Source organism: Virgibacillus salexigens, from assembly GCF_000723585.1.
GTDB lineage: Bacteria > Bacillota > Bacilli > Bacillales > Amphibacillaceae > Virgibacillus > Virgibacillus salexigens.
Map to the genome: position 1 here is coordinate 1,679,258 of NZ_CCDP010000001.1, position 21,379 is coordinate 1,700,636.

The window sequence follows — 21,379 nt, forward strand, 5'->3', positions numbered from 1 at the left end:
TCCTCTTATAGGAATTTAGTTGGGAGGCATTATATGGCATACATCATAGGCGGTATACTTGTAGTCATTACACTAATCATTATTGGACTTATTTTACGTAAAAGAGTATATGATGTTGTCGATCGTTATGAAGCCTGGAAAATGGATATTATGGGTCGAAACATCAATTCTGAGCTCTCCCGTATCAAGATACTGAACTTATCTGGTGAGACACAGGATAAGTTTGAAGCATGGAAAGAACGATGGGAGCATATAGTCACAAAAGAGTTAACGGATATTGAGGAACTTCTCTTTGATGCAGAAGAATCTGCTGATCGCTATCGCTTTACAAAAGCTAAAAAAGTATTAGCTGATGTAGAACGTATCCTACAATCAATAGAAGTGGAAATTGAGGACATTTTAAAAGAAGTTGAAGAGTTACTTCATTCTGAAGAATCAAGTCGAAAAGAAGTTGAGCATGTAGAACCAACGATTAAATCATTACGTAAGCAATTATCCCAAAATAGATATCAATTTGGGAAAGCAGACATGTTTTTTGAAGGTAAGCTCGATGAATTGGCAGAACAACTATCCCAATATTATGCATTAATAGCGGATGGAAATTATTTAGAAGCAAAAAAGTTAGTAGATCAATTAAGAGCTTCACTAGACGCGGTAGAAGTGCAGCTCGATGAATTTCCAAGGCTCTATCAAAAGAGTAAGCAAGAGTTACCTTCCCAACTAGATGAACTTCATGGCGGATTAAAAGAAATGAAAGAAGAAGGTTATCGAGTTGATCACTTAGCTTTTGAAAAAGAAATAAAAGGTTATCAAGATAGGCTACTACATATCGTGAGCGATTTAGAAACAGGAGACTTTACCGATGCTGAACTGGTTATTGAGGAGGTAGATGCACGAATAAAAGAAATGTATCAACTGCTTGAAAAAGAGGCAATTGCTAAAAATTATGTTGATACAAAAGTTCCATCCTATCAAACTACATTAGAAGAGATGAATAACACGTTTATTGATACGAAACATGATGTAGAACAATTGAAAAAAGCGTATTACTTTGAAGATGAAGATATGGAAAAATACCTGTCATTGGAAAAATCAATTACTAAGTTAAATGGGCAGCTTGAAGAGCTCTTATCGGATATGGAACATGATAATACACCTCATACAAAGCTTAGAGATGAAATTGAAGAAGGCTTTCAGCAAATTGAACTACTAAAAGAAAAACATGAAGCGTTTAAAAAACGAATTAATAACTTACGCAAAGATGAACTGGAAGCAAAAGAAAAATTGACAGAAATGCGCAATCAGTTATATCATATCCAGCGTAAACTTAAAAAGAGCAATGTTCCAGGTATTCCTAATTTTATTTGGAACCTAATCGAAACGGCTAGCCATAAAAACCAGCGGGTATTAAAAACGTTGGAGAGTCAGCCCTTAGATATGACTGAAGTGCAGCAAGCATTAAATGACGCTAAAAATGCAGTAGAATATGCAATGGAACAAACCGATCTCATGTTAGAACAAGCTTATTTAACGGAACAAGTCATCCAATATGCGAATAGGTATCGTAGTCAATATCCAATGTTAGCAGCAAAATTAGCTGAATCGGAGCGGCTATTTAGAAATTATGAATATGAGCTATCGCTAGAACATGCAGCAAAAGCTGTGGAAGAAATTGAACCTGGTGCATTAAAGCGAATTGAGGCTTACCAAGAAGGTGAAGTAACGCTTAATTGAATAAAAATACGTAGAAAAAAGGATATTATTTAATATCCTTTTTTCTAAGCGTAAAGGAACACATGTGTTTTGCTAAGATAGGAGTTAACTAGTTATGATATATTTAGATAATAGTGCAACAACCAAACCTGCCCCTTCTGTTTTAAAAAGTTTTGAACAAGTGTCCACTGCTTTTTTTGCAAACCCATCATCGATTCATCCGATGGGTGGTGAAGCTGAGAAATTACTTATTCAGGCTAAACGTCAAGCAGCCGATCTTTTACAAGTGGAACCGAATGAAATTGTGTTTACCTCTGGTGGTACGGAAGGAAATAATATTGCAATAAAAGGGATTGCATTGGAACACCAAAATAGAGGGAAGCATATTATAACGACCGACATTGAACATCCGTCGGTGTATAATGCCTGCGAGAGCCTTAAGAAACTGGGGTTTGAGATAACTTATTTACCAGTAAATCAATCCGGTGTCATTGATATCGTGGACCTTAAAAATGCGATTAGAGAAGATACGATTTTAATCAGTATCATGCATGTTAATAATGAAATGGGATCTATTCAGCCTATCCATGAGATAGGTAAGATTGCTAACCAATATCCGAAATTATTTTTCCATGTAGATCACGTCCAAGGCTTTGGTAAAATCCCTCTAGATCTTGCAGACAGCGGTATTGATCTTTGCACGATTTCCGGACATAAAATACATGGACTAAAGGGAACAGGGATTTTATATGTGAAGCAACGTACAACACTTTTTCCGTTATTTCATGGGGGAGAACAAGAACAAGCGATTCGATCCGGGACAGAGAATTTAGCTGGTGCAGTATCAATAGTGAAAGCCATTCGATTAATGAAGGAAAAAGAAAAGAAGGATCAACTTCATTTGTATGAGTTACAGCAATATTTGGTTAGAGAGTTAGAAAGTATAAAGGAAGTAAAGCTGAATTCTCCAAAAGAAGCTGCACCGCATATTATTAACTTCTCCATTCCTGGTATAAAACCGGAGGTAATCATTCATATGTTGAGTGATGAAGATATTTTTATTTCAACGAAGTCAGCTTGTTCCTCAAAGAAAACAGATGAAAGTAAAATCCTTGCTGCATGTGGCTTGTCAGAAGATCGAACCACTTCTGCTTTACGAGTGAGTATGAGTTATGAAAATAATAAAGAAGAATTAAAGAGGTTTATTAACGTATTACGTGAAAAAATTCGCCAATTTAAAGAAGTTATGGAGTAGATAAAAAATGCAATATGATCATATATTAATTCGCTATGGTGAGATGGCCTTAAAAGGAAAAAACATTAAGCAGTTTATTATTCGTTTGCAAGAGAATATTCAAGATAAACTAAGGGATTTCTCCAATATTAAGGTGAAACGTACACAAGGAAGAATGTTTATTTTATTAAATGGCCATGATCCGGAACCAATAATCAATAAATGTAAAAACATATTTGGTATACAAAGCTTGAGTTTAGCAATAAAAGTGAAAAATGATCCGGAAAAGATAAAAGAAGCTTCGTTATACGCGTTGAAAAAAGGGAAGAATGTAAAAACATTTAAAGTATCTGTAAAACGGATTAATAAAGATTTTCCCATCCCTTCACAAGAAATGAATCAAGTCTTGGGAAAACATTTGCTAACGAATACGGAAGGAATTTCGGTTGATGTACATGAACCCGACTTAGAAATTAAAGTTGAAATAAGACTGGAAGCGGCTTATATTACTTCTAGTGTTGTTCAAGGACTGGGAGGACTTCCGGTAGGTACATCTGGAAAGTCTCTATTATTGCTTTCAGGCGGAATTGATAGTCCAGTTGCCGGGTATCTTGCAATGAAGCGAGGTGTACACATTGAAGCCATACATTTTCATTCTCCACCATTTACAAGTGAACGTGCAAAACAAAAAGTTCTTGATTTAGCACAGCAATTAACGAAATACGGTAAGTCCATTAATGTCCATATTGTACCATTTACAAAATTACAACAGGAAATATTCCGAGAGATGCCTAATGAGTATGCCATGACGATTATGCGGAGAATGATGATGCGTATTAGTGAAAGAGTTTGTCATAGTCAAGAAATCCTTTCCATGACAACTGGTGAAAATCTTGGACAGGTTGCTAGTCAAACGATGGAGAGTATGAATACCATCAATGAAGTCACCAATTATCCAATTATTCGTCCGTTAATTGCAATGGATAAAACAGAAATTATTAAAATTTCACGTGAGATAGGTACGTATGAGACTTCTATCCTTCCATATGAAGATTGTTGTACTATTTTTGTACCAAAATCTCCGAAAACAAAACCGAAACGTGAAAAGGCAAATCTGTTTGAAGCAAGAACGGATTTTACCGACTCCCTTGAAGAAGCCGTGAATGGGATTGAAACCATAAAAATCACTGCTAAAACAAATCAATGTGCGTATGAAGATTTATTTTAATTTCTTTAAAAAGATTGTCAGGAACTACCAATTAAAAAAATGAATGTTTTCCACCCTTTGTACACATTCTATAAGTACCAAGGAGGTGAGTTAACATGGCAACTAACAATTCTTCAAACCAATTAGTAGTACCTGGTGTTCAACAAGCACTAGATCAAATGAAATACGAGATTGCTCAAGAATTTGGTGTTCAACTTGGACCAGATTCAACTTCTCGTTCCAACGGTTCTGTTGGTGGTGAAATCACTAAACGTCTTGTTCAAATGGCTGAACAACAATTTGGTGGTACCAAATAATTATAATAAAATAGTGAAATGGCTTTAGAGCTATCCGTTACACGGGTAGCTCTTTTACTATCTATATAATAAGAAGTTAGTTTGCATCAATACTTGATTCTGTGAAAATAAAAAAGTACAGTTAGGTTATGTTGGAGATGAAGCATCCATAGAAAGGGAGAGTACGATGGGAAAATTATGGTTCGGTGGTCCGATCTATACCATGGAGCAAGAGGACATTGTGGTAGATGCAGTATTTACCCAAAGAAATAAAATTATAGCGATTGGTACTTACGAGTATTTATATCACACGTATTATAATGAGATAGAAGAAGCTATTCATTTACAGGGGAAAACTATGCTTCCGGGGTTTATTGATAGTCATTTACATATTGTTTGGCACGGAGAGAAATTATTGCGCTTGGATCTTTCAGCTATGCAATCAGCAGATGAAGTATTAGAGGCATTATCTAATCGTTCTGTTCATCTTTCTAAAGGTGAATGGTTAGTTGGGGAAGGATGGAATGAGAATCACTGGGAAGAACCATTGATTATTCATAAGTCGGCGTTAGATGAAATTATTCCAGATAATCCAGTAATGTTGTCTCGAGTTTGTAGGCATGCTGTGTTAGCAAATAGTAAAGCAATGGAGCTGGCAAAAATTGATTATCCTAACAACACGGAAGATCCACAGGGGGGAGTTATTATACGTGATAATTCAGGGGAAACAACCGGATATTTCTTAGATACAGCACAGGAATTGATTAAGCAAGCAATGCCATCCGTTTCACAAGCATATTTGGAACAGGTTATTTCGATTGCGATTAGTGATCTAACTGCAAAAGGTTTAGTAGGGGGGCACAGTGAAGATCTTAATTATTTTGGAGGCTTTGAGAAAACGTATCGGGCATTTACAAATGCAATAAATGAAGAGAATAAATTCAAAGCACATTTATTAGTACATCATGAAGTTATGCAGGATGCGATTCAGGCAGGTTTAGGCGAGTTAAGTAGTGAGCAATATGTAGAATTAGGTGCAATTAAGATCTTTTCAGATGGCGCTTTAGGTGGAAGGACTGCTTGGTTAACGAATGATTACTCTGATGACAAAGGTAATTGTGGCTTTAATATTCATAGTACGGCAGAATTAGAAAGAATTGTTCAAGATGCTAGGAAGTATCGTTTACCAGTAGCGGTTCATGCAATTGGAGATCAAGCCATTTTGGAAGTAGCATCGACATTAAAGAAATATCCGCTGCCAAATAAATGGAGAGATCGGATTATCCATGGGCAAATTTTAAATCCACAATCTTTACAACTATTAAAGGAGCTTCCAGCGATTATTGATATACAACCCTCTTTTGTTGCTTCTGATTTCCCTTGGGTCATTGATCGTCTTGGAGAAAAAAGATTAGATCTTTCTTATGCATGGAAAACCATGTTAGCAAATGGCATACACTGTGCTGGCGGGTCAGATGCACCAATAGAAGAGGTTAATCCACTCTATGGAATAGAAGCGGCAGTACTAAGGAAATCATCATATGATGGTAAAAGGTACTTAACAAAAGAGGCATTATCTATATTTGAAGCTGTTCAGCTATATACGACAGGAAGCGCTTATGCCATTAACCAAGAGGATACAAGGGGGCTTATTGCAGAAGGATACGCAGCTGATTTTACGATTATTGACCAAGATATATTTCATGTTAATCCGCATGATATTCATCGTATTGGGGTTGAAATGACAGTAATAGATGGAGAAATTGTGTACGTTAAAAACCCATCTTCAACATAAAGGAAGATGGGTTTTTCTGTTTTTTTAAGGATTGCGTTCTCCGCCCTCGCAGCTCTATAAAAATGTACGCTTCACTCTATCCCAATAAGAATTGTTTTTTAATTTTACTGTTTTAATGACTTTATCACTTAAAGTAACGGTGACATCTTTAATATTACGAATAGAATAGGCTTCATTATCTAAGCCAATAATAGGGTAATCATTTCCATCTTGCTGCACAGATAATTGTAATTTACGATCATTGTGAAGCACGAAGGAAGAACCTAAAGTACGATAACGATTATTATTAATGGAAGCTAATTCAGAAACTTGAAAACAAGGGATACGTGGGTCGATGACGGCTCCATTGGTCGATTTATTATAGCCAGTACTTCCGGTAGGAGTTGCGACGATTAACCCATCTCCACGAAATGTTTCAAAATGAATATCATCAATAAAGACATCCATAACAATTGATTTAATGATGGTAGATCTTACACTAATTTCATTTAAACAGTAGAAGTTGGTTTCTCCATTAACATCCGCATGAATAACAGGAAAACGTCTAACTTCCATCTCCTCATGTAGAATGGTATCTAACATTTCATCAAAATTATCCAAATTAAAATCACAATATAACCCGGATTCGCCAGACCGAGTTATGCCTGTATACAGGCAATCTTGCCGAAATCCAGTCTTACGTACTGCTTGTAGAAATGCACCATCTCCACCAATACTTACAATAATATTGGCATTATCGGAATCGCTTACAATTGTAAAACCATTAGACTCTGCTAATTGATACAATGCGTCTAACTTGTTTTTTAGACCATCACTATTTAAATAGTAGAAAAAAATATTCTTACGATCTGACATAATCTTGTTGTCACCCTCCTATTTAATATGTAACCACTTATGTTCTTCATATAGATAAGTGTAAATATGAAGCTTATCCCCATTCTATCATGTTTGTAAATCATTATCCTAATAAAGTTAATTTTTTTGAGTAAAACAGGAAATTTGAGGAAAAATAGGAACAGATATGAAATCGAGGTGACAAGACGATGTGGGGTTGGTTTATATTCATTTTCTGCTTGGTTTTATTCGTTTCTTTTGTACTTCTATCTAAACTTTTCATTCGTATACAAGCATCTTATATTGAGAAACATGGTTCTATTACTATTTATGTGTATTGGTTTTCGATTCGACTGTTTAAAAAAGATATTCTCTTAGAAGATAAAGAAGAGGATAATAAATCTCACTTTAAAGACCTGCCAACGAATCTACATGAACTAATTGGACTTATTCAAGAAAGTAATCGATTATTAACCATCGTATTTCGATCGCTCGTATTACATCAGTTGCGTTGGCATACGAAAGGTGGAGCAGGTGATGCTTCTCTTACAGGAATGGCATCGGGCGGGGTTTGGACAATGAAAGGGATATTATCAGGTTGGGTTCTTGAAAAAAGTAAAGGTTCATGTAAACCGGATTTACAAGTTATCCCTCTTTTTCAGCAAATCTATTTTAAAACGGAATTTTCTTGTATGGTTTCGATTCGAATAGCACAAGCTATAAACGCATGTACTCAGGTAATGCGGGAAATTGCTGTTAAAAGACATACTGTAAAACAAGAGCAATAGTATAAAGGAGTTGACTAATATGGAAGAACATCCAATTCAAGGGTTGATGACGACCGCAATGGAAAATTTAAAAGATATGGTAGAAGTGAACACGATTATCGGTGATCCAGTACAATCCCCTGATGGGAGTGTTATCATCCCTGTCTCAAAAGTAGGATTTGGCTTTGCTGCTGGAGGTAGCGAATTTAACTCATCAAGTAATCAATCCCAAGACGATTCAGAGGCTACGCTTCCATTTGGTGGAGGAAGTGGGGGGGGAGTATCCATTACACCAGTTGCCTTTTTAATTGTAAGTGAAAAAGGAATAAAAATGGTTCATTTAGATCACCATGCTCATATTTATGAAAAAATGCTGGACTTCGCGCCACAGGTTGTAGAAAAGGTACAGCAAATCATTAAGGATTCAGGAAATAAACAACAACCGAAGAAACAAGAACACAAGAAACAAAAAGATATTTCTACACAGTATGATATATAAGATTCCTATCCATTACTTACATGTTCTATATTTGAAAGCGCTAGCCATTTTGTTCACAAATTTTTCCCTAAATCGAAGGCGTAAATTATTGGACATGCATCTTTATTCACTTCATAATGATAGAGGAATACAATTATTTTAGGAGGAATGATTCATATGGCAAATGTTACATTCCAACATGATCCTGTTACGCTTGTAGGTAATGAAGTGAAAGTAGGAGACGAAGCACCTGCTTTCAAAGTACTTTCAAATGATTTAGAAGAAGTTACCTTAGATGATTATCAAGGCAAGGTAAAGTTAATAAGTGTTGTTCCTTCCATTGATACAGGTGTATGTGCTGATCAAACAAAACGGTTTAATGAAGAAGCCGACAAAATTGGAAATGTAAAAGTTTTAACGGTGAGCATGGATTTACCTTTTGCCCAAAAGCGCTGGGTAAATAAGCATGATATTAATAAACTTGATACATTATCCGATCATCGGGATGCCAACTTTGGCAAGAATTATGGTGTATTGATAGAGGAACTTCGCCTATTGGCACGATCTATTTTTGTCGTTGATTCGAACAATAAGGTTACTTATGTTGAGTATGTCAGTGAAGTAAGTAACCATCCAGATTATGATGCTGCACTGGAAGCTGCTGGACAAGCAGAATAACATGAGCGGAATCTCTCTCATAAAGTTGAGAGGGATTTTTACTGTCATCGCCTGTTCACATATATTTGCATTACTTTGTACATAGACCTTATTCATTTGGTACAATAGAAACGCTCTTTATGTAAGTGTGCTCAAAGAGAATTCTTACGTAAACTATTACTTATGAATAGAATACTTTTTGACCAACCTTTTAAAGGGGCCGAATGGAGGAATCTATTATGGAGAAGACGAATGTAGAAACACTATACGAGTGGTTGGATCAAACAACTGAACTTATTCAACATCATGTTAATGAGCCTTATCTGGAAAGCTTAAGTTATACAATGGAAATCGTATTTTCGCAAGAAGTACCAGTTGACATAGATGAAAGTTTATCTACGAAGTTAAAACAAGCATTAGATGAATTAACCATTGATGCGTACTCATCAGAAGAAAAAAGAAAGGCCAACCAACTTGCTATTATAAAAGGAATGACTGGTTCTACCCAGCAACAGCATTTAATGACACCTGAAACGGTTTCATTAATGATTGGTTATTTAGCGGGAAAATTACTGAGTGACAAAACGGATCCTGTTCGTGTTTTTGATCCAGCAGGTGGGACAGGAAATCTAATTACTGCCGTTTTAAATCAACTAGTCCAAGAAAAAGAGGCCTTTGCTAGCGAGGTAGATTCAACCTTAATCCAATTGGCAGTATGGAATGCAAATTTACAAAAAATTAATATTGAATTCTTTCATCAGGATAGTTTACGTCCATTCTTATTGGATCCAGTTGATTTGGTGGTTGCAGACTTACCTGTTGGTTATTACCCGGATGATTTACGAGCAAATGAATTTAAGTTAAAAGCAAATGAAGGCCATTCCTATGCACATCATTTATTTATTGAACAAAGTTTGAATTATACAATTGCTGGTGGATATCTTCTATTTGTTGTTCCAGAGTTTCTATTCGATAGTGATCAATCCGATCAATTACAACAATTTATCCATGAGCATGCACATATGGTTGGTGTTTTAAGACTGCCAGATACTGCCTTTAAATCAGAGAAGCATCAAAAAAGTATACTCATTCTACAGAAAAAAGGTCATCATACCCATTCTCCAAAACAACCGTTATTGGTAAAGATGCCATCTTTTACGAATACGAATGCAATGGGGGATATATTAGGACAGATAAATAATTGGTTCCAAACGTATAAGAAGGAGTTGAGCAGCAATGAGTAATGTATTGGCAATTAATGCCGGTAGTTCATCTTTGAAATTCCAATTAATACAAATGCCAGAAGAACATGTTTTAGCAAAAGGGCTAGTGGAACGAATTGGCCTTAATGAGGCTGTTTTTACGATGGATGTTCAAGGTGAGAAAGATAAATTCGTTGGGGATATTCCAAACCATGAAGTAGCTGTGAAGAAATTATTAGAAGGTTTAAAAGAATCTGGTGTCATTGCTTCCCTTGACGAAGTAGACGCTGTAGGGCACCGTGTGGTTCATGGAGGAGAGCATTTCAGTGATTCCGTTTTAATCACTGATGATGTGATAAAGACAATTGAACAAGTATCTGAGTTGGCACCATTGCATAATCCAGCCAATCTTACAGGTATCCATGCATTTAGAGAGATTTTACCTAATGTACCAATGGTTGCAGTCTTTGACACAGCTTTTCATCAAACGATGCCTGAATCATCTTATCTATATAGTCTCCCTTACGAGTATTATAAGGAGTATGGCATTCGTAAATATGGTTTTCACGGGACTTCTCATAAATACGTGTCACAAAGGGCTGCAGATTTAATGGGTGTGCCTTTAGAGAACTTACGATTGATTTCTTGTCATTTAGGTAATGGAGCAAGTATTGCAGCAATCCAAGGCGGCAAATCAATTGATACATCAATGGGCTTTACACCATTAGCAGGTGTTACAATGGGGACACGATCAGGTAATATTGATCCTGCGCTAATTCCTTATATTATGGAAAAAACCGGAAAAACGGCTGAAGAAGTGGTTCATGTACTGAATAAAGAAAGTGGTATGTTAGCATTGTCTGGATTCTCGAGTGATTTACGTGATATTGAGCAAGCTGCAGATGAAAATGAACGTGCTGAATTGGCGCTAGAGGTTTTCGCTGGGAGAATTCATAAATATCTAGGGTCTTATGCTACTAAAATGTCTGGGGTAGATGCTATTATCTTTACTGCTGGTGTTGGTGAGAATAGTGATACGATAAGAGAGAGAGTATTACATGGATTAGAGTTTATGGGGGTTTATTGGGATCCTGCATTGAATAAAGTGCGTGGAAAAGAACAATTTATTAATTACCCACACTCTCCTGTGAAAGTTATTGTCATTCCAACAAATGAAGAAGTTGTTATTGCAAGAGACACGATTCGATTTTCACAAATTGGTTAATAATAAGGTTTTGGTATGGTTTATCCATAGCAAAACCTTTTTTTAAATATAGAATGTTTTAGAAATGGATGGGAGGTATAGATAAAATGGAAGAAGACCAGCTGCCAGTAAATTTCATGATTATCACAATTAGTAACACGCACACATTAGAAACAGATATGAATGGTGGGATAATCCAATCATGCTTAAAAGAGAATGGATATACAAATATAATTCGCGATATTATCGAAGAAGATCAAACATCCATCCATTCCGCATTAAAGCGTAGTTCAATAAACCCTGTTATAGATATCATCATCCTTAACGACGGGTATCAATGTTCAGATAGATTGATGAATTCCCATTTTATTGAGGAGTTTTTTGATTATCCAATTGTTGGATACGGTAATTTATTTCAAGACATGCAATTGTTAGAACCGTATGTTCATATGAAGCCAGTAGCAGGTGTCAAACATCAAACAGCCATTTTTATGCTGCCTGGCTCCGTTGAAACAATGAGACATACCATGAACTATTTAATCATCCCGAGTCTTAAAAAAATTGTCAGTCATTATGTGATAGGCGCATAGCAGTTGTTTTAACAGGAAAACAACTGAAATTTGACCATTAGAGGTTATCGTACTACCAATACATCACAAGAGGCATATCTTGTAATATTCTCAGAGACACTTCCGATCAAAAAGCGTTCCACAGCATTCATTCCTGTTGCACCACAGATTATCAAGTCTGCATGAAAATCATTGGCTATATCCTTCGCAATTTTAACCTTTGGAGAACCATATTCGATACATCGAATTAATTCATTGACGCCAGCTGATTTGGCATTCTCCACATAGCTATCAAGTAACTCTTTTGCATATTCATCGGCTCTGTCAGCTAAGGATCGATCATATGCTTCCGCTGTTGCAAACGTCCTAGAGTCTACAACATGTGCAAGAATAAGCCGAGCATGATTTCGTTTTGCAATATCAAGGGATTTAACAAAAGCCTTTTCAGAAGCCTCTGACCCATCAACTGCTACAACAATATTTTTATATTCCACAATTATCTCTCCTTTCTTATTAGTTATATACCCGAAAATAACCAGATACAATCAGGATTTTCCATTTTTGCTAAAATAATTTGAGTAAATCTTACAAAGTTACGGACACACTATTAATGGGGGTGATCAGCTTGTCAAAGGAAAAGCGTGATAATCAGCCACAGAACATCTTTGAAGACGAAAAAGGTGTAGCAGCTGTCCAAAACCAACTGAATGAAAGTTACCAAAGCGGTGTAATTGAACAAAGGCATAACAATAAGGGGATTTATACGTTTAATAACCGTAAGAATTAGTAGTTGAAATAACCCGCCTTGTTGTTGATGAGGTGGGTTATTTCCCCCCTTCTCTTTTCCTTTTATAAAATATTTGGTACTGTAAATTATACATAATTAGATAATTAGCAATTAACTGATAATATGAATTGGAGGTAAATAGTATGAGAATTGGTGTTCCGAAAGAAATTAAAAACAATGAAAACAGGGTAGCTATGGCCCCGTCTGGTGTATTGACATTAAAAAATGCTGGACATGAAATTTATATTGAAACAGGAGCAGGTATTGGATCTGGTTTTACAGATAATCAGTATCAGGATGCTGGTGCAATTATTGTTGCTACAGCAAAAGAAGCCTGGCAACAAGAAATGGTTATGAAAGTCAAAGAACCCTTACCAGAAGAATATGATTATTTCTATGAAGGGCTTATTTTGTTTACTTATTTACACCTAGCTGCGGAGCAAAGTCTTACGAAGGCGTTAATAAATAATAAGGTAACCGGGATTGCCTATGAAACGGTACAATTGCCAAATCACTCTCTACCGTTATTAACTCCTATGAGTGAAGTTGCTGGAAGAATGGCTTCGCAAATTGGTGCGCAATTTCTTGAAAAAACCAAAGGCGGTAAAGGTATTCTTTTAAGTGGTATTCCTGGTGTGAAACGTGGGAAAGTAACCGTTATTGGTGGTGGAGTAGTAGGAACAAATGCGGCAAAAATTGCGGTAGGGCTAGGTGCAGATGTTACAATTATTGACTTGAACCCGGAACGCCTTCGTCAGCTCGACGACATATTTGGATCATCGATTAATACAATGATGTCAAATCCTTTGAATATCCGTTTAGCATTAGCTGAATCTGATTTAGTTATAGGTGCAGTACTCATTCCAGGCGCTAAAGCACCAAAATTAGTTAGTGAAGAGATGGTAAAAGCAATGTCACCTGGATCTGTGATTGTAGATGTAGCTATTGACCAAGGCGGCATATTTGAAACAAGTGATCATGTTACGACGCATGATCATCCGACCTATACGAAGCATGAGGTTTTACATTATTCAGTTGCTAATATGCCTGGGGCAGTACCACGAACTTCAACCATTGGTTTAACAAATGTTACCGTTCCCTATGCCATGCAATTAGCCAATAAAGGATATCAGGGTGCGTGCAAAGCCAATGAAGCATTATTAAAAGGAATTAATACATTAAATGGGTATGTTACTTATGAAGCAGTAGCTGTATCTCACGGATTAGAATTTGCTGACCCGCATACATTGCTTCATCTTTAATCCTATTAAAAAGCTATCGAGTGAAAACCTCGATAGCTTTTGCTTAGTCTATAATTTGTAAGTCTTTTGGTGATTTAGTTAATACTTCTGGTCCTTGCTCGGTCATATAAATCATATCTTCAATTCGAACACCAGCCACTCCTGGAACATAAATTCCTGGTTCAATCGTATAACACATGCCAGCTTTTAAAGGGAGATCATTATTACCATGCATTGAAGGGTATTCATGTGTTTCAATTCCTAAGCCATGACCAATTCGATGCGTGAAATAGTCACCATATCCTGCATCAGCGATATGATTTCTTGCAATTTGATCTAACTGTCCTGTAGCTACCCCGATTTTTGAGGCGTCAATTGCTTTTTGTTCTGCTTGTAGTACTGTATTATATATGGTTTTTTGTTCCTCTGTTAAGGATTTGAATGCAACGGTTCTTGAAATATCAGAACAGTACCCTTCATAAACGACACCTAGGTCAAACAGAACTATATCTCCAGAATTAATTTTCTTCATGGAGGGAGTTCCATGTGGAGAAGCTGTTTTTGCTCCTGATAAAGTCATGGTTGAGAAGGACATTTCTTGAATGCCTTGTTTTTTCAATTCATATTCGATATTAGCAATTACTTCTAATTCAGTTACACCTTCTCTAATTGATTGAATACCTGTTTTGATCCCGAAATCAGCAAGGTCTGCAGCGGTTTTCAACCGTTCATATTCTTGCTTACTCTTGATAACGCGTAAGTTGGCTAGTAATTCCTCTCCGTCTATAACAGTAGTATTGGAAAAGAATTTTTGTAATGTTTGATATCGATCCAACGTTAAATGGCTATTTTCAACCCCGATTGTCTGGGGAAGTTTCTTATTGTGATGCAGTGTTTGATAGAATTTTTCCCAGGGATTTTCATGATCTTGATACGTAATTAGTTCGTATTGCCAGCCTGCTGCTTTTGCATCTTCCTCTTCCATCGCTGGGATAATTAATACGGGGTCGAAATTATTGCTGATATACACTGCTACTAATCTTTCGTGTGGATCGGTATAATAATTTGTCATATAATATACATTTGCTTGTGATGTAACAAACATGCTATCAATGTTATTACTTTTCATGTTTTTTAATAATGCTTCAACTCTTTCTGCCATTCTAACACCCTCTTTTACCATGTAATGTTTTTTATTATAACAAATTTCGGGTATAGAAATAAAATGGAGAGTTTGTATTCAATCATTTTAATGACCATGAAGGTTGCATTTGTAAGAGAAGGTTAATTAAAAATAGAAATGGGTACATTCAAAAGTAAAGCTAATTTGTTATAATAGGAAATAAATTTAAAAGGAGAGGATAATCGTGAAATTATCTTATCATGGACATGCAGTAGTAATGATAGAAACGGACTCCCATCAAATTCTTATTGATCCATTCATCTCAGGGAATGAAGCTTGCGATTTAGATGCGCAGACGGTTGAACCGGATGTTATCCTTCTTACACACGGTCATAATGACCATGTAGGAGATACGATTGATATTGCCAAGCGAACGAACGCTTTAATTGTAGCGCCTAACGAACTAGCAGATTATATGAGTGGTAGAGGATTAAATGCACATCCTATGCACATTGGCGGGAAACATCAATTTGATTTTGGAACGGTTAAATTAACACAAGCTTTTCATGGATCCGCGTATACAGAAGAAAATGGTTCCTCTATTTATACTGGTATGCCAGCAGGAATTTTACTTTCTGTGGAAGGAAAAACGATTTATCATGTTGGAGACACAGGATTATTCTCTGACCTTAAGTTAATAGGGGAAATGAATGACATTGATATTGCTTTTGTACCGATTGGTGATAATTTCACAATGGGGCCAGAAGATGCTCTCATCGCTTCGAAATGGATTAACGCAAAGGTTGTTGTTCCGATACATTATAATACGTTCCCATTAATTGAACAGGACGGCGAAGCGTTTGCCAAGCAAGTTAATCCTGGTAAAGGACAAGTAATGGCCATCGGTGAACCCATGCAAGTGTAACGACCTATATATCGTTTGTATTTGATAAAGAAACTCTCCTTCATTAGCGTGGGTGAAAGGAGAGTTTCTTATTTAAATAGACGAAATTCTCGTAAACCGTGGGAAATAGTTAGTTATGAAAGGAAAGGAAACCTGTTAGCTTAAATTTAATTATTCTAAAATTCAAGAAAGTCTATTATTTTATCTAGCCATTTCCTCCAGCTTGATATATTATATAGGTATATCTTACTAAATGCACTTTTATAATAGGAGGGAGTTAACTGGATAACTATATTATATGGTTTGTCTTTCTTATTGGAACAGTCGTTGGTTCATTTTTGAATGTCGTTGGATTACGTTCTCCACAGCAGTTATCATTTACTACAAGCCGCTCCGAATGTCCTTATTGTTTAAAAACCCTTCAATGGAAAGATATTATCCCCATTTTATCGTTTACCTTACTAAAAGGAAAATGCAGATATTGTGGCGTCCGAATTTCTAGCTTATACCCAATTATGGAAATAATAACAGGTATGTTATTTGTTTATTGCTACATTATTATTGGTATCCAATTTGAATTATTTTTAGCTTTAGCTCTGGTGTCCATGTTTGTTATTGTACTAGTATCAGATATAACGTATATGATTATTCCAAATAAAGTTCTATTATTCTTTCTTCCTATTTTTTTGGTTTTTCGAATTATCGATCCACTTACTCCTTGGTGGGATACGATTACTGGGGGTGTTGCCGGAATCCTTATCCCGATGTCTATCATTATTGTTAGTAAAGGAGGAATGGGAGGAGGTGATATGAAATTATTTGGACTTATTGGTATTGTGTTAGGTTTTAAAAAACTATGCTTCTGCTTCTTTTTATCCTGTGTGATCGGGGCAATCATTGGTATCTTTCTTATCGCTCTAAAATTAGGTAGACGAAATCAACCAATACCGTTTGCTCCTTACATTATTGCTGCTAGTTTAATTACATACTTTTACGGTGATTCGTTGATTTTATGGTATTCTAACTTCTATCATATACCATTCAATTGAGCTCTGACCTATGATTATCAGGTTGTCCTAGTTCTAGGTTCTTAAGGTATGTTTTTTTTCATAGATTAAGTATGAAGGAGGGGATGAGTATGCGAGGACATTATACGATCTTAAGACTGTTGCTGGCAGGATTTTTGTTATATGTTGCCTGGCCATCTATTCCATATGCCTCAACCGTAATGGAACAAATTTTCTGGGCAGCCTGGATCGGTTTCTTTCTATTCGTAGTTGGCGCAAATGTTGCTTCATTATTACAAATGATAAAACCACCAATTATGGAACAGCAGGAAGAAAGACAACGGCAAACCTATAATCATTGAGTTTCATTGTTTTCAACTGTATAATAAATGGTAAATAATTCATTAGTACAGTTGAAAGATGGTGTGCGGGTTAATGGCAAGTAAGCATGAGCAAATCATTCAGCATATTATATCATTGGATATAGGTCATAAGATTTCTGTAAGACAAATAGCGAAGGAACTACATGTCAGTGATGGAACAGCCTATCGTGCAATTAAAGATGCGGAGAATCAAGGATTAGTTAGTACAATTGAACGTGTAGGTACGATTCGAATTGAACGAAAAAAGAAAGAAAACTTTGAACGCCTCACATTTGCAGAAGTGATTAATATTGTAGAAGGTCAAGTTTTAGGCGGCAGAAAAGGATTGCATAAGACATTAAATAAATTTGTCATTGGAGCTATGCAGCTTGATGCAATGATGCGTTATACAGAAGCCGATTCATTATTAATTGTTGGAAATCGTATTAAAGCACATGAACTGGCTATTAAAGAAGGAGCAGCTGTATTAATTACAGGCGGATTTGATACGGAGGATTATATCAAGCGTTTAGCTGATGAAAGACAGTTACCGATTATATCCACAAGCTATGATACGTTTACCGTTGCTGCAATGATTAATCGTGCGATTTACGATCAACTAATTAAGAAAGAAATTGTAGTAGTTGGTGATATATTTACTCCATTTGATAGTTCCTTTTATTTACACAGTAAAGATACCGTTCAAGATTGGTATCGACTAAATAATAATTCTACCCATACACGTTTTCCTGTGGTAGATAATAAAAAACGTGTAATCGGTATGGTTACATCCAAGGATGTTATTGGTGTCGATGAACAGACAATAATTGATAAGGTCATGAGTAGAAACCCGAAAATTGTTCAAGCTAAAACATCATTAGCTTCTGTCGCGCACATGATGGTTTGGGAAGGCATAGAAGTAATGCCAGTAGCAGATGAAACAAATCATTTGAAAGGGATTATATCGCGTCAAGATGTACTGAAGGCATTGCAACAAATACAAAGACAACCTCAAATTGGCGAGACAATTGATGATATTGTTTCTAGAAGTATCATCGAGGACGAGCATAAAAAAGACGTATATTTGACAACAGTTGCTCCACAAATGACCAATCAATTAGGGACGTTATCGAATGGAGTATTTACTGCTTTAATAACAGAAGCAAGCAGAAGAATGTTGCTTCAATATAAAAAAGGGGATCTAGTAGCCGAGAATCTAACCGTTTATTTTATTAAACCGGTACAGATTGATAGTACATTACACATACAACCAAAATTATTAGAAATTGGTAGAGTATATGCGAAGATTGATGTTGAAGTATACGATGAGCAAAAATTAGTAGGAAAGGGCTTGCTAATGGCACAATTAATTAATCGTTAACCGATTAAAGAAAGCTGACTACCAAAGATAGTCAGCTGCTATTTAGGAGGGGTTTAATCTTTTCCATTCTTTGCGGTAATGCTTTACTTCTTTGATGCCGCGATAGATCTGAGGTATTCCAACAATAATCAGGATAATCCCTATAAACAAAGCGATTCTGGTTTGATACAGAATATACTGATTAATTGTAAAAGATACTACCAATGTTCCTAAGCAAATACGTGATTTCCCATTAAAATAAGCTTGGGTTAATCCGTCATTGCTTTTTACGATTGCTACTTTGTAGTATACATAAAGTACTAAAGAGAGAACTATAAGTATTGAAAAAATAATCATGTTATCGCTCCTAGTTTAATTTACCATTTCCATCACTCATTGTACCGTTTTTTTAGTGAATAAGCCATATCGACTTCAGAATTGACAAGAAAAGGTGATAGTATTGCAGGACATTATTGATGTAATTAAACAGTATCATACAATTATCATTCATCGGCACGTAAGGCCAGATCCAGATGCCATAGGATCCCAAGTGGGTTTAAAAGAAATCATTCAATATTCCTTCCCCGATAAACAGGTCTTTGCGGTTGGAGAGGAAGAACCAACGCTAACTTTCCTAGCAAAAATGGATGTTATTAAAGATGAACAATATAAAGATGCGCTTGTAATTGTTTGTGATACAGCTAACACAGCACGTATATCCGATGAACGATTTCAATATGCAGCTAAATGGATAAAAATTGACCACCATCCAAATGTGGATGAATATGGCGATATTCAATGGGTAGACACAACTGCTAGTTCTACCAGTGAAATGATTTATGAGTTTTATTTACAAACAAAGCAATATGGGTTGAAGTGTAATGATAAAGCTGCTCGATTACTTTATGCTGGTATTGTTGGGGACACTGGAAGATTTTTATTCCCTAGTACGACCAAACAAACCTTAAAGATTGCAGCTGAATTAGTTACATTCTCATTTGATCGAACTGCTTTGTACGACGGTATGTATCGGATGAAAGATAATATTGCTCGCTTAAAGGGTTATATCTTAGAACAGTTCAGCTTATCTGATAACGGTATGTCTGCTATAAAATTAACGAAAGCTATTCTAAATCGATTTGAAGTACAACCGAGCGAGACCAGCCAACTTGTGGGAGTGCTAGGCGATATAGACGGGATTTTAGCATGGGTAACCTTTATCGAAGAAGATGATACAATTCGAGTTCGTTTGCGGTCTAAAGGCCCCGTAATTAATGATTTGGCTGCTAAATATAATGGTGGAGGTCATCCTATGGCATCGGGAGCCTCTGTATCAACTTGGAAAGAGACAGAAGACGTTATAGCAGATTTAGAACAAATATGCGAACAATATCAACAAAAAATGTAACGAAAAAATAACACGCCATGGGAAACGGCGTGTTATTTAGATTAGCTACTTTTTGTACTGCTATTTGGAATGAACCAGCATCCTGAAGATGCTTCATCTAAAAATACATCTAGGTGTTCTTTTTCAATGCCACGTTTTACTAAACGAATAAGTTCTCGTGACTCTGCGTAAGCGGAGTTCCCTTGTTTTAAGCGAGCTATTTTTTCATCTCGCATTTCACGATGATCCATTACCAACATGAAAATCCACTCCTTTCATCTGAAGCATTATATGAAAGTAAACGGGAAAATGACTCTCTTGTTATCTTTATCATAACTGGATTTGTAAGAAAATGCCATGAATTTTCGGATATTTCATGAAACGTTCACATTATGTAGTCCGCTCGGCTTTGGCTGTAATTTTAATATTTTTAGAAATGATCAATTTAGTAATAGTAAGCGTATATGTAAACTCTTCTACCTCAAATGACTTATTTTCGACAGTTGATTCTAGTAATTGATCACTTTCTCCTATAATGGACAGATCTTTCCCCACCACGTGTTTTAATTCTTGTTGTACTAATTCTTTCAGCTTGTCAGCTATAAGTCGGTCGAGCCGTAACTCTTCCATATTTTCGATAGTTAAGTTTATTGACTCTACAGTTACTTCTTCGGAAGGTCTTTCACTTAAGTCATCATTATCTTCCAATAATGAATCATTTTGATTCCGTAGTTCTGTTATTTCACTACGAAACGCATTATTTTGTGCAATTAGAGATTCATACATGGATCCATACATATAAAGCAGAGTGCAATAAGCTACAACTCCACCAACCATCACACCAACGAAAAAACGTTGCCAAGTTACTTTTTTATGGTAGGGAGGTATATGCATTACGATATTTCCTCCTGAATTAACCAGTTTAAAAGAAGAATTGCCGTCTTAACCCCGCCCATAGCGGAAAGAATAAACATAGCTTGTTTAAATAAATCCATTGTAGAACCATCTAGAATTCCTTTTTCAAAGTTAGCTATCGCATCAAATGTACCACCAATAGCAGCAACAATTGCCCAAATCCGTAATCGATCTGCTATTCGTCCTATTTCTGTTAAGGGAGGATCTCCAGTCACAAATGCCCCAATACTGCCAATAATTGCTCCACCGATAATTACACCAAATGCGATAAAGTAACAGTGTATAAAAGTTTCAAAGAATCGTTCTTCCATAAGGACGCACTCCCCTGTGAGTCATG

General features: G+C 36.1%; 25 protein-coding genes. 18 read left to right on the plus strand and 7 right to left on the minus strand.

The genetic code is table 11. The features are described 5' to 3' along the window. The first annotated feature begins 33 nt into the window (after window positions 1-33). The 5 genes from ezrA to BN990_RS07665 all read left to right on the plus strand — a co-directional run bounded on the left by ezrA (window position 34) and on the right by BN990_RS07665 (window position 6,245). Complete coding sequence (gene ezrA, locus BN990_RS07645; RefSeq protein WP_021290845.1) at window positions 34-1,734, plus strand: septation ring formation regulator EzrA; 1,701 nt, start codon at window positions 34-36, stop codon at window positions 1,732-1,734. 94 nt (window positions 1,735-1,828) lie between these two features. Then, a complete protein-coding gene (locus BN990_RS07650) occupies window positions 1,829-2,968 on the plus strand; it encodes a cysteine desulfurase family protein (protein ID WP_021290846.1) in 1,140 nt (379 codons plus the stop codon). 7 nt (window positions 2,969-2,975) lie between these two features. Beyond that, window positions 2,976-4,175 (plus strand): tRNA uracil 4-sulfurtransferase ThiI, encoded by a 1,200-nt coding sequence (gene thiI, locus BN990_RS07655; RefSeq protein WP_038243263.1) that lies wholly within the window; start codon window positions 2,976-2,978, stop codon window positions 4,173-4,175. A gap of 95 nt (window positions 4,176-4,270) precedes the next feature. After that, window positions 4,271-4,471 (plus strand): alpha/beta-type small acid-soluble spore protein, encoded by a 201-nt coding sequence (locus BN990_RS07660; RefSeq protein WP_021290848.1) that lies wholly within the window; start codon window positions 4,271-4,273, stop codon window positions 4,469-4,471. A 166-nt stretch (window positions 4,472-4,637) separates the two neighbouring features. Beyond that, on the plus strand, window positions 4,638-6,245 hold the full coding sequence (locus BN990_RS07665; protein ID WP_038243264.1) for an amidohydrolase: 1,608 nt from the start codon (window positions 4,638-4,640) through the stop codon (window positions 6,243-6,245). A 54-nt stretch (window positions 6,246-6,299) separates the two neighbouring features. Here BN990_RS07665 and BN990_RS07670 read toward each other — a convergent pair whose 3' ends face one another. Then, complete coding sequence (locus tag BN990_RS07670) at window positions 6,300-7,100, minus strand: NAD kinase (protein WP_021290850.1); 801 nt, start codon at window positions 7,098-7,100, stop codon at window positions 6,300-6,302. A gap of 188 nt (window positions 7,101-7,288) precedes the next feature. On the opposite strand from BN990_RS07670, the gene BN990_RS21505 reads away from it, so the two are divergent. The 6 genes from BN990_RS21505 to BN990_RS07700 all read left to right on the plus strand — a co-directional run bounded on the left by BN990_RS21505 (window position 7,289) and on the right by BN990_RS07700 (window position 11,977). Beyond that, window positions 7,289-7,867, plus strand: coding sequence for a DUF2953 domain-containing protein (locus BN990_RS21505; protein WP_051739044.1), 579 nt, complete (start codon window positions 7,289-7,291; stop codon window positions 7,865-7,867). 19 nt (window positions 7,868-7,886) lie between these two features. Continuing rightward, a complete protein-coding gene (ytfJ, locus tag BN990_RS07680) occupies window positions 7,887-8,345 on the plus strand; it encodes a GerW family sporulation protein (RefSeq protein WP_021290852.1) in 459 nt (152 codons plus the stop codon). 156 nt (window positions 8,346-8,501) lie between these two features. Then, window positions 8,502-9,002, plus strand: a complete 501-nt coding sequence (gene tpx / locus BN990_RS07685; protein WP_021290853.1) for a thiol peroxidase — start codon at window positions 8,502-8,504, stop codon at window positions 9,000-9,002. A gap of 218 nt (window positions 9,003-9,220) precedes the next feature. Then, complete coding sequence (locus BN990_RS07690; protein ID WP_021290854.1) at window positions 9,221-10,225, plus strand: class I SAM-dependent methyltransferase; 1,005 nt, start codon at window positions 9,221-9,223, stop codon at window positions 10,223-10,225. Further along, on the plus strand, window positions 10,218-11,408 hold the full coding sequence (locus tag BN990_RS07695) for an acetate kinase (RefSeq protein ID WP_021290855.1): 1,191 nt from the start codon (window positions 10,218-10,220) through the stop codon (window positions 11,406-11,408). Before BN990_RS07690 ends, BN990_RS07695 begins: the two co-directional genes overlap by 8 nt. 86 nt (window positions 11,409-11,494) lie before the next feature. After that, complete coding sequence (locus BN990_RS07700) at window positions 11,495-11,977, plus strand: molybdopterin-binding protein (protein ID WP_021290856.1); 483 nt, start codon at window positions 11,495-11,497, stop codon at window positions 11,975-11,977. A 44-nt stretch (window positions 11,978-12,021) separates the two neighbouring features. Here BN990_RS07700 and BN990_RS07705 read toward each other — a convergent pair whose 3' ends face one another. Next, entirely contained in the window at window positions 12,022-12,456 is a 435-nt protein-coding gene (locus tag BN990_RS07705; RefSeq protein ID WP_038245054.1) for a universal stress protein, read from the minus strand. Between the two features lie 125 nt (window positions 12,457-12,581). Here BN990_RS07705 and BN990_RS22520 point away from each other — a divergent pair, with 125 nt between their 5' ends. Both BN990_RS22520 and ald read left to right on the plus strand, forming a co-directional pair. Further along, the gene (locus BN990_RS22520) at window positions 12,582-12,743 is read left to right on the plus strand and encodes a hypothetical protein (RefSeq protein WP_021290858.1); all 162 of its coding nucleotides are present in this window, start codon (window positions 12,582-12,584) and stop codon (window positions 12,741-12,743) included. Between the two features lie 143 nt (window positions 12,744-12,886). Next, the gene (gene ald / locus BN990_RS07710; RefSeq protein WP_021290859.1) at window positions 12,887-14,005 is read left to right on the plus strand and encodes an alanine dehydrogenase; all 1,119 of its coding nucleotides are present in this window, start codon (window positions 12,887-12,889) and stop codon (window positions 14,003-14,005) included. Between the two features lie 43 nt (window positions 14,006-14,048). Here ald and BN990_RS07715 read toward each other — a convergent pair whose 3' ends face one another. After that, window positions 14,049-15,146 (minus strand): M24 family metallopeptidase, encoded by a 1,098-nt coding sequence (locus tag BN990_RS07715; protein WP_021290860.1) that lies wholly within the window; start codon window positions 15,144-15,146, stop codon window positions 14,049-14,051. A 205-nt stretch (window positions 15,147-15,351) separates the two neighbouring features. Here BN990_RS07715 and BN990_RS07720 point away from each other — a divergent pair, with 205 nt between their 5' ends. The 4 genes from BN990_RS07720 to BN990_RS07735 all read left to right on the plus strand — a co-directional run bounded on the left by BN990_RS07720 (window position 15,352) and on the right by BN990_RS07735 (window position 18,761). Next, window positions 15,352-16,032: a metal-dependent hydrolase gene (locus BN990_RS07720; protein ID WP_038243267.1), complete on the plus strand. Its 681-nt coding sequence runs from the start codon at window positions 15,352-15,354 to the stop codon at window positions 16,030-16,032. Window positions 16,033-16,325: 293 nt separating this feature from the next. Further along, window positions 16,326-17,060: a prepilin peptidase gene (locus BN990_RS07725; RefSeq protein WP_337588256.1), complete on the plus strand. Its 735-nt coding sequence runs from the start codon at window positions 16,326-16,328 to the stop codon at window positions 17,058-17,060. An 89-nt stretch (window positions 17,061-17,149) separates the two neighbouring features. After that, window positions 17,150-17,380 carry a hypothetical protein gene (locus BN990_RS07730; protein WP_021290863.1) on the plus strand — a complete coding sequence of 77 codons (231 nt, stop codon included), beginning with the start codon at window positions 17,150-17,152 and terminating at the stop codon, window positions 17,378-17,380. A 73-nt stretch (window positions 17,381-17,453) separates the two neighbouring features. Then, the gene (locus BN990_RS07735) at window positions 17,454-18,761 is read left to right on the plus strand and encodes a DRTGG domain-containing protein (RefSeq protein ID WP_021290864.1); all 1,308 of its coding nucleotides are present in this window, start codon (window positions 17,454-17,456) and stop codon (window positions 18,759-18,761) included. A gap of 42 nt (window positions 18,762-18,803) precedes the next feature. On the opposite strand, the gene BN990_RS07740 is transcribed toward BN990_RS07735, so the two are convergent. After that, on the minus strand, window positions 18,804-19,097 hold the full coding sequence (locus tag BN990_RS07740) for a YtpI family protein (RefSeq protein ID WP_021290865.1): 294 nt from the start codon (window positions 19,095-19,097) through the stop codon (window positions 18,804-18,806). Window positions 19,098-19,194: 97 nt separating this feature from the next. Between BN990_RS07740 and BN990_RS07745 the strand changes: the two genes are divergently transcribed. Then, complete coding sequence (locus BN990_RS07745) at window positions 19,195-20,148, plus strand: DHH family phosphoesterase (protein WP_038245057.1); 954 nt, start codon at window positions 19,195-19,197, stop codon at window positions 20,146-20,148. 41 nt (window positions 20,149-20,189) lie between these two features. On the opposite strand, the gene BN990_RS07750 is transcribed toward BN990_RS07745, so the two are convergent. The 3 genes from BN990_RS07750 to BN990_RS07760 form a co-directional block, all read right to left on the minus strand. Beyond that, complete coding sequence (locus tag BN990_RS07750) at window positions 20,190-20,387, minus strand: hypothetical protein (RefSeq protein ID WP_021290867.1); 198 nt, start codon at window positions 20,385-20,387, stop codon at window positions 20,190-20,192. A 130-nt stretch (window positions 20,388-20,517) separates the two neighbouring features. Beyond that, window positions 20,518-21,021, minus strand: a complete 504-nt coding sequence (gene ytrI, locus BN990_RS07755) for a sporulation membrane protein YtrI (protein ID WP_021290868.1) — start codon at window positions 21,019-21,021, stop codon at window positions 20,518-20,520. Further along, window positions 21,021-21,353: a YtrH family sporulation protein gene (locus tag BN990_RS07760; protein WP_021290869.1), complete on the minus strand. Its 333-nt coding sequence runs from the start codon at window positions 21,351-21,353 to the stop codon at window positions 21,021-21,023. Before BN990_RS07760 ends, ytrI begins: the two co-directional genes overlap by 1 nt. Between the last annotated feature and the right edge of the window lie 26 nt (window positions 21,354-21,379).

Coding starts and splice junctions, on each gene's coding strand:
- ald (WP_021290859.1), top strand. CDS start 12,887: ATGAGAATTGGTGTTCCGAAAGAAATTAAAAACAATGAAAACAGGGTA.
- BN990_RS07695 (WP_021290855.1), top strand. CDS start 10,218: ATGAGTAATGTATTGGCAATTAATGCCGGTAGTTCATCTTTGAAATTC.
- BN990_RS07730 (WP_021290863.1), top strand. CDS start 17,150: ATGCGAGGACATTATACGATCTTAAGACTGTTGCTGGCAGGATTTTTG.
- BN990_RS07760 (WP_021290869.1), bottom strand. CDS start 21,353: ATGGAAGAACGATTCTTTGAAACTTTTATACACTGTTACTTTATCGCA.
- ytfJ (WP_021290852.1), top strand. CDS start 7,887: ATGGAAGAACATCCAATTCAAGGGTTGATGACGACCGCAATGGAAAAT.
- thiI (WP_038243263.1), top strand. CDS start 2,976: ATGCAATATGATCATATATTAATTCGCTATGGTGAGATGGCCTTAAAA.
- BN990_RS07735 (WP_021290864.1), top strand. CDS start 17,454: ATGGCAAGTAAGCATGAGCAAATCATTCAGCATATTATATCATTGGAT.
- BN990_RS07715 (WP_021290860.1), bottom strand. CDS start 15,146: ATGGCAGAAAGAGTTGAAGCATTATTAAAAAACATGAAAAGTAATAAC.
- tpx (WP_021290853.1), top strand. CDS start 8,502: ATGGCAAATGTTACATTCCAACATGATCCTGTTACGCTTGTAGGTAAT.
- BN990_RS21505 (WP_051739044.1), top strand. CDS start 7,289: ATGTGGGGTTGGTTTATATTCATTTTCTGCTTGGTTTTATTCGTTTCT.
- BN990_RS07690 (WP_021290854.1), top strand. CDS start 9,221: ATGGAGAAGACGAATGTAGAAACACTATACGAGTGGTTGGATCAAACA.
- BN990_RS07670 (WP_021290850.1), bottom strand. CDS start 7,100: ATGTCAGATCGTAAGAATATTTTTTTCTACTATTTAAATAGTGATGGT.
- BN990_RS07750 (WP_021290867.1), bottom strand. CDS start 20,387: ATGTTGGTAATGGATCATCGTGAAATGCGAGATGAAAAAATAGCTCGC.
- ezrA (WP_021290845.1), top strand. CDS start 34: ATGGCATACATCATAGGCGGTATACTTGTAGTCATTACACTAATCATT.
- ytrI (WP_021290868.1), bottom strand. CDS start 21,021: ATGCATATACCTCCCTACCATAAAAAAGTAACTTGGCAACGTTTTTTC.
- BN990_RS07665 (WP_038243264.1), top strand. CDS start 4,638: ATGGGAAAATTATGGTTCGGTGGTCCGATCTATACCATGGAGCAAGAG.
- BN990_RS07700 (WP_021290856.1), top strand. CDS start 11,495: ATGGAAGAAGACCAGCTGCCAGTAAATTTCATGATTATCACAATTAGT.
- BN990_RS07650 (WP_021290846.1), top strand. CDS start 1,829: ATGATATATTTAGATAATAGTGCAACAACCAAACCTGCCCCTTCTGTT.
- BN990_RS07660 (WP_021290848.1), top strand. CDS start 4,271: ATGGCAACTAACAATTCTTCAAACCAATTAGTAGTACCTGGTGTTCAA.
- BN990_RS07740 (WP_021290865.1), bottom strand. CDS start 19,097: ATGATTATTTTTTCAATACTTATAGTTCTCTCTTTAGTACTTTATGTA.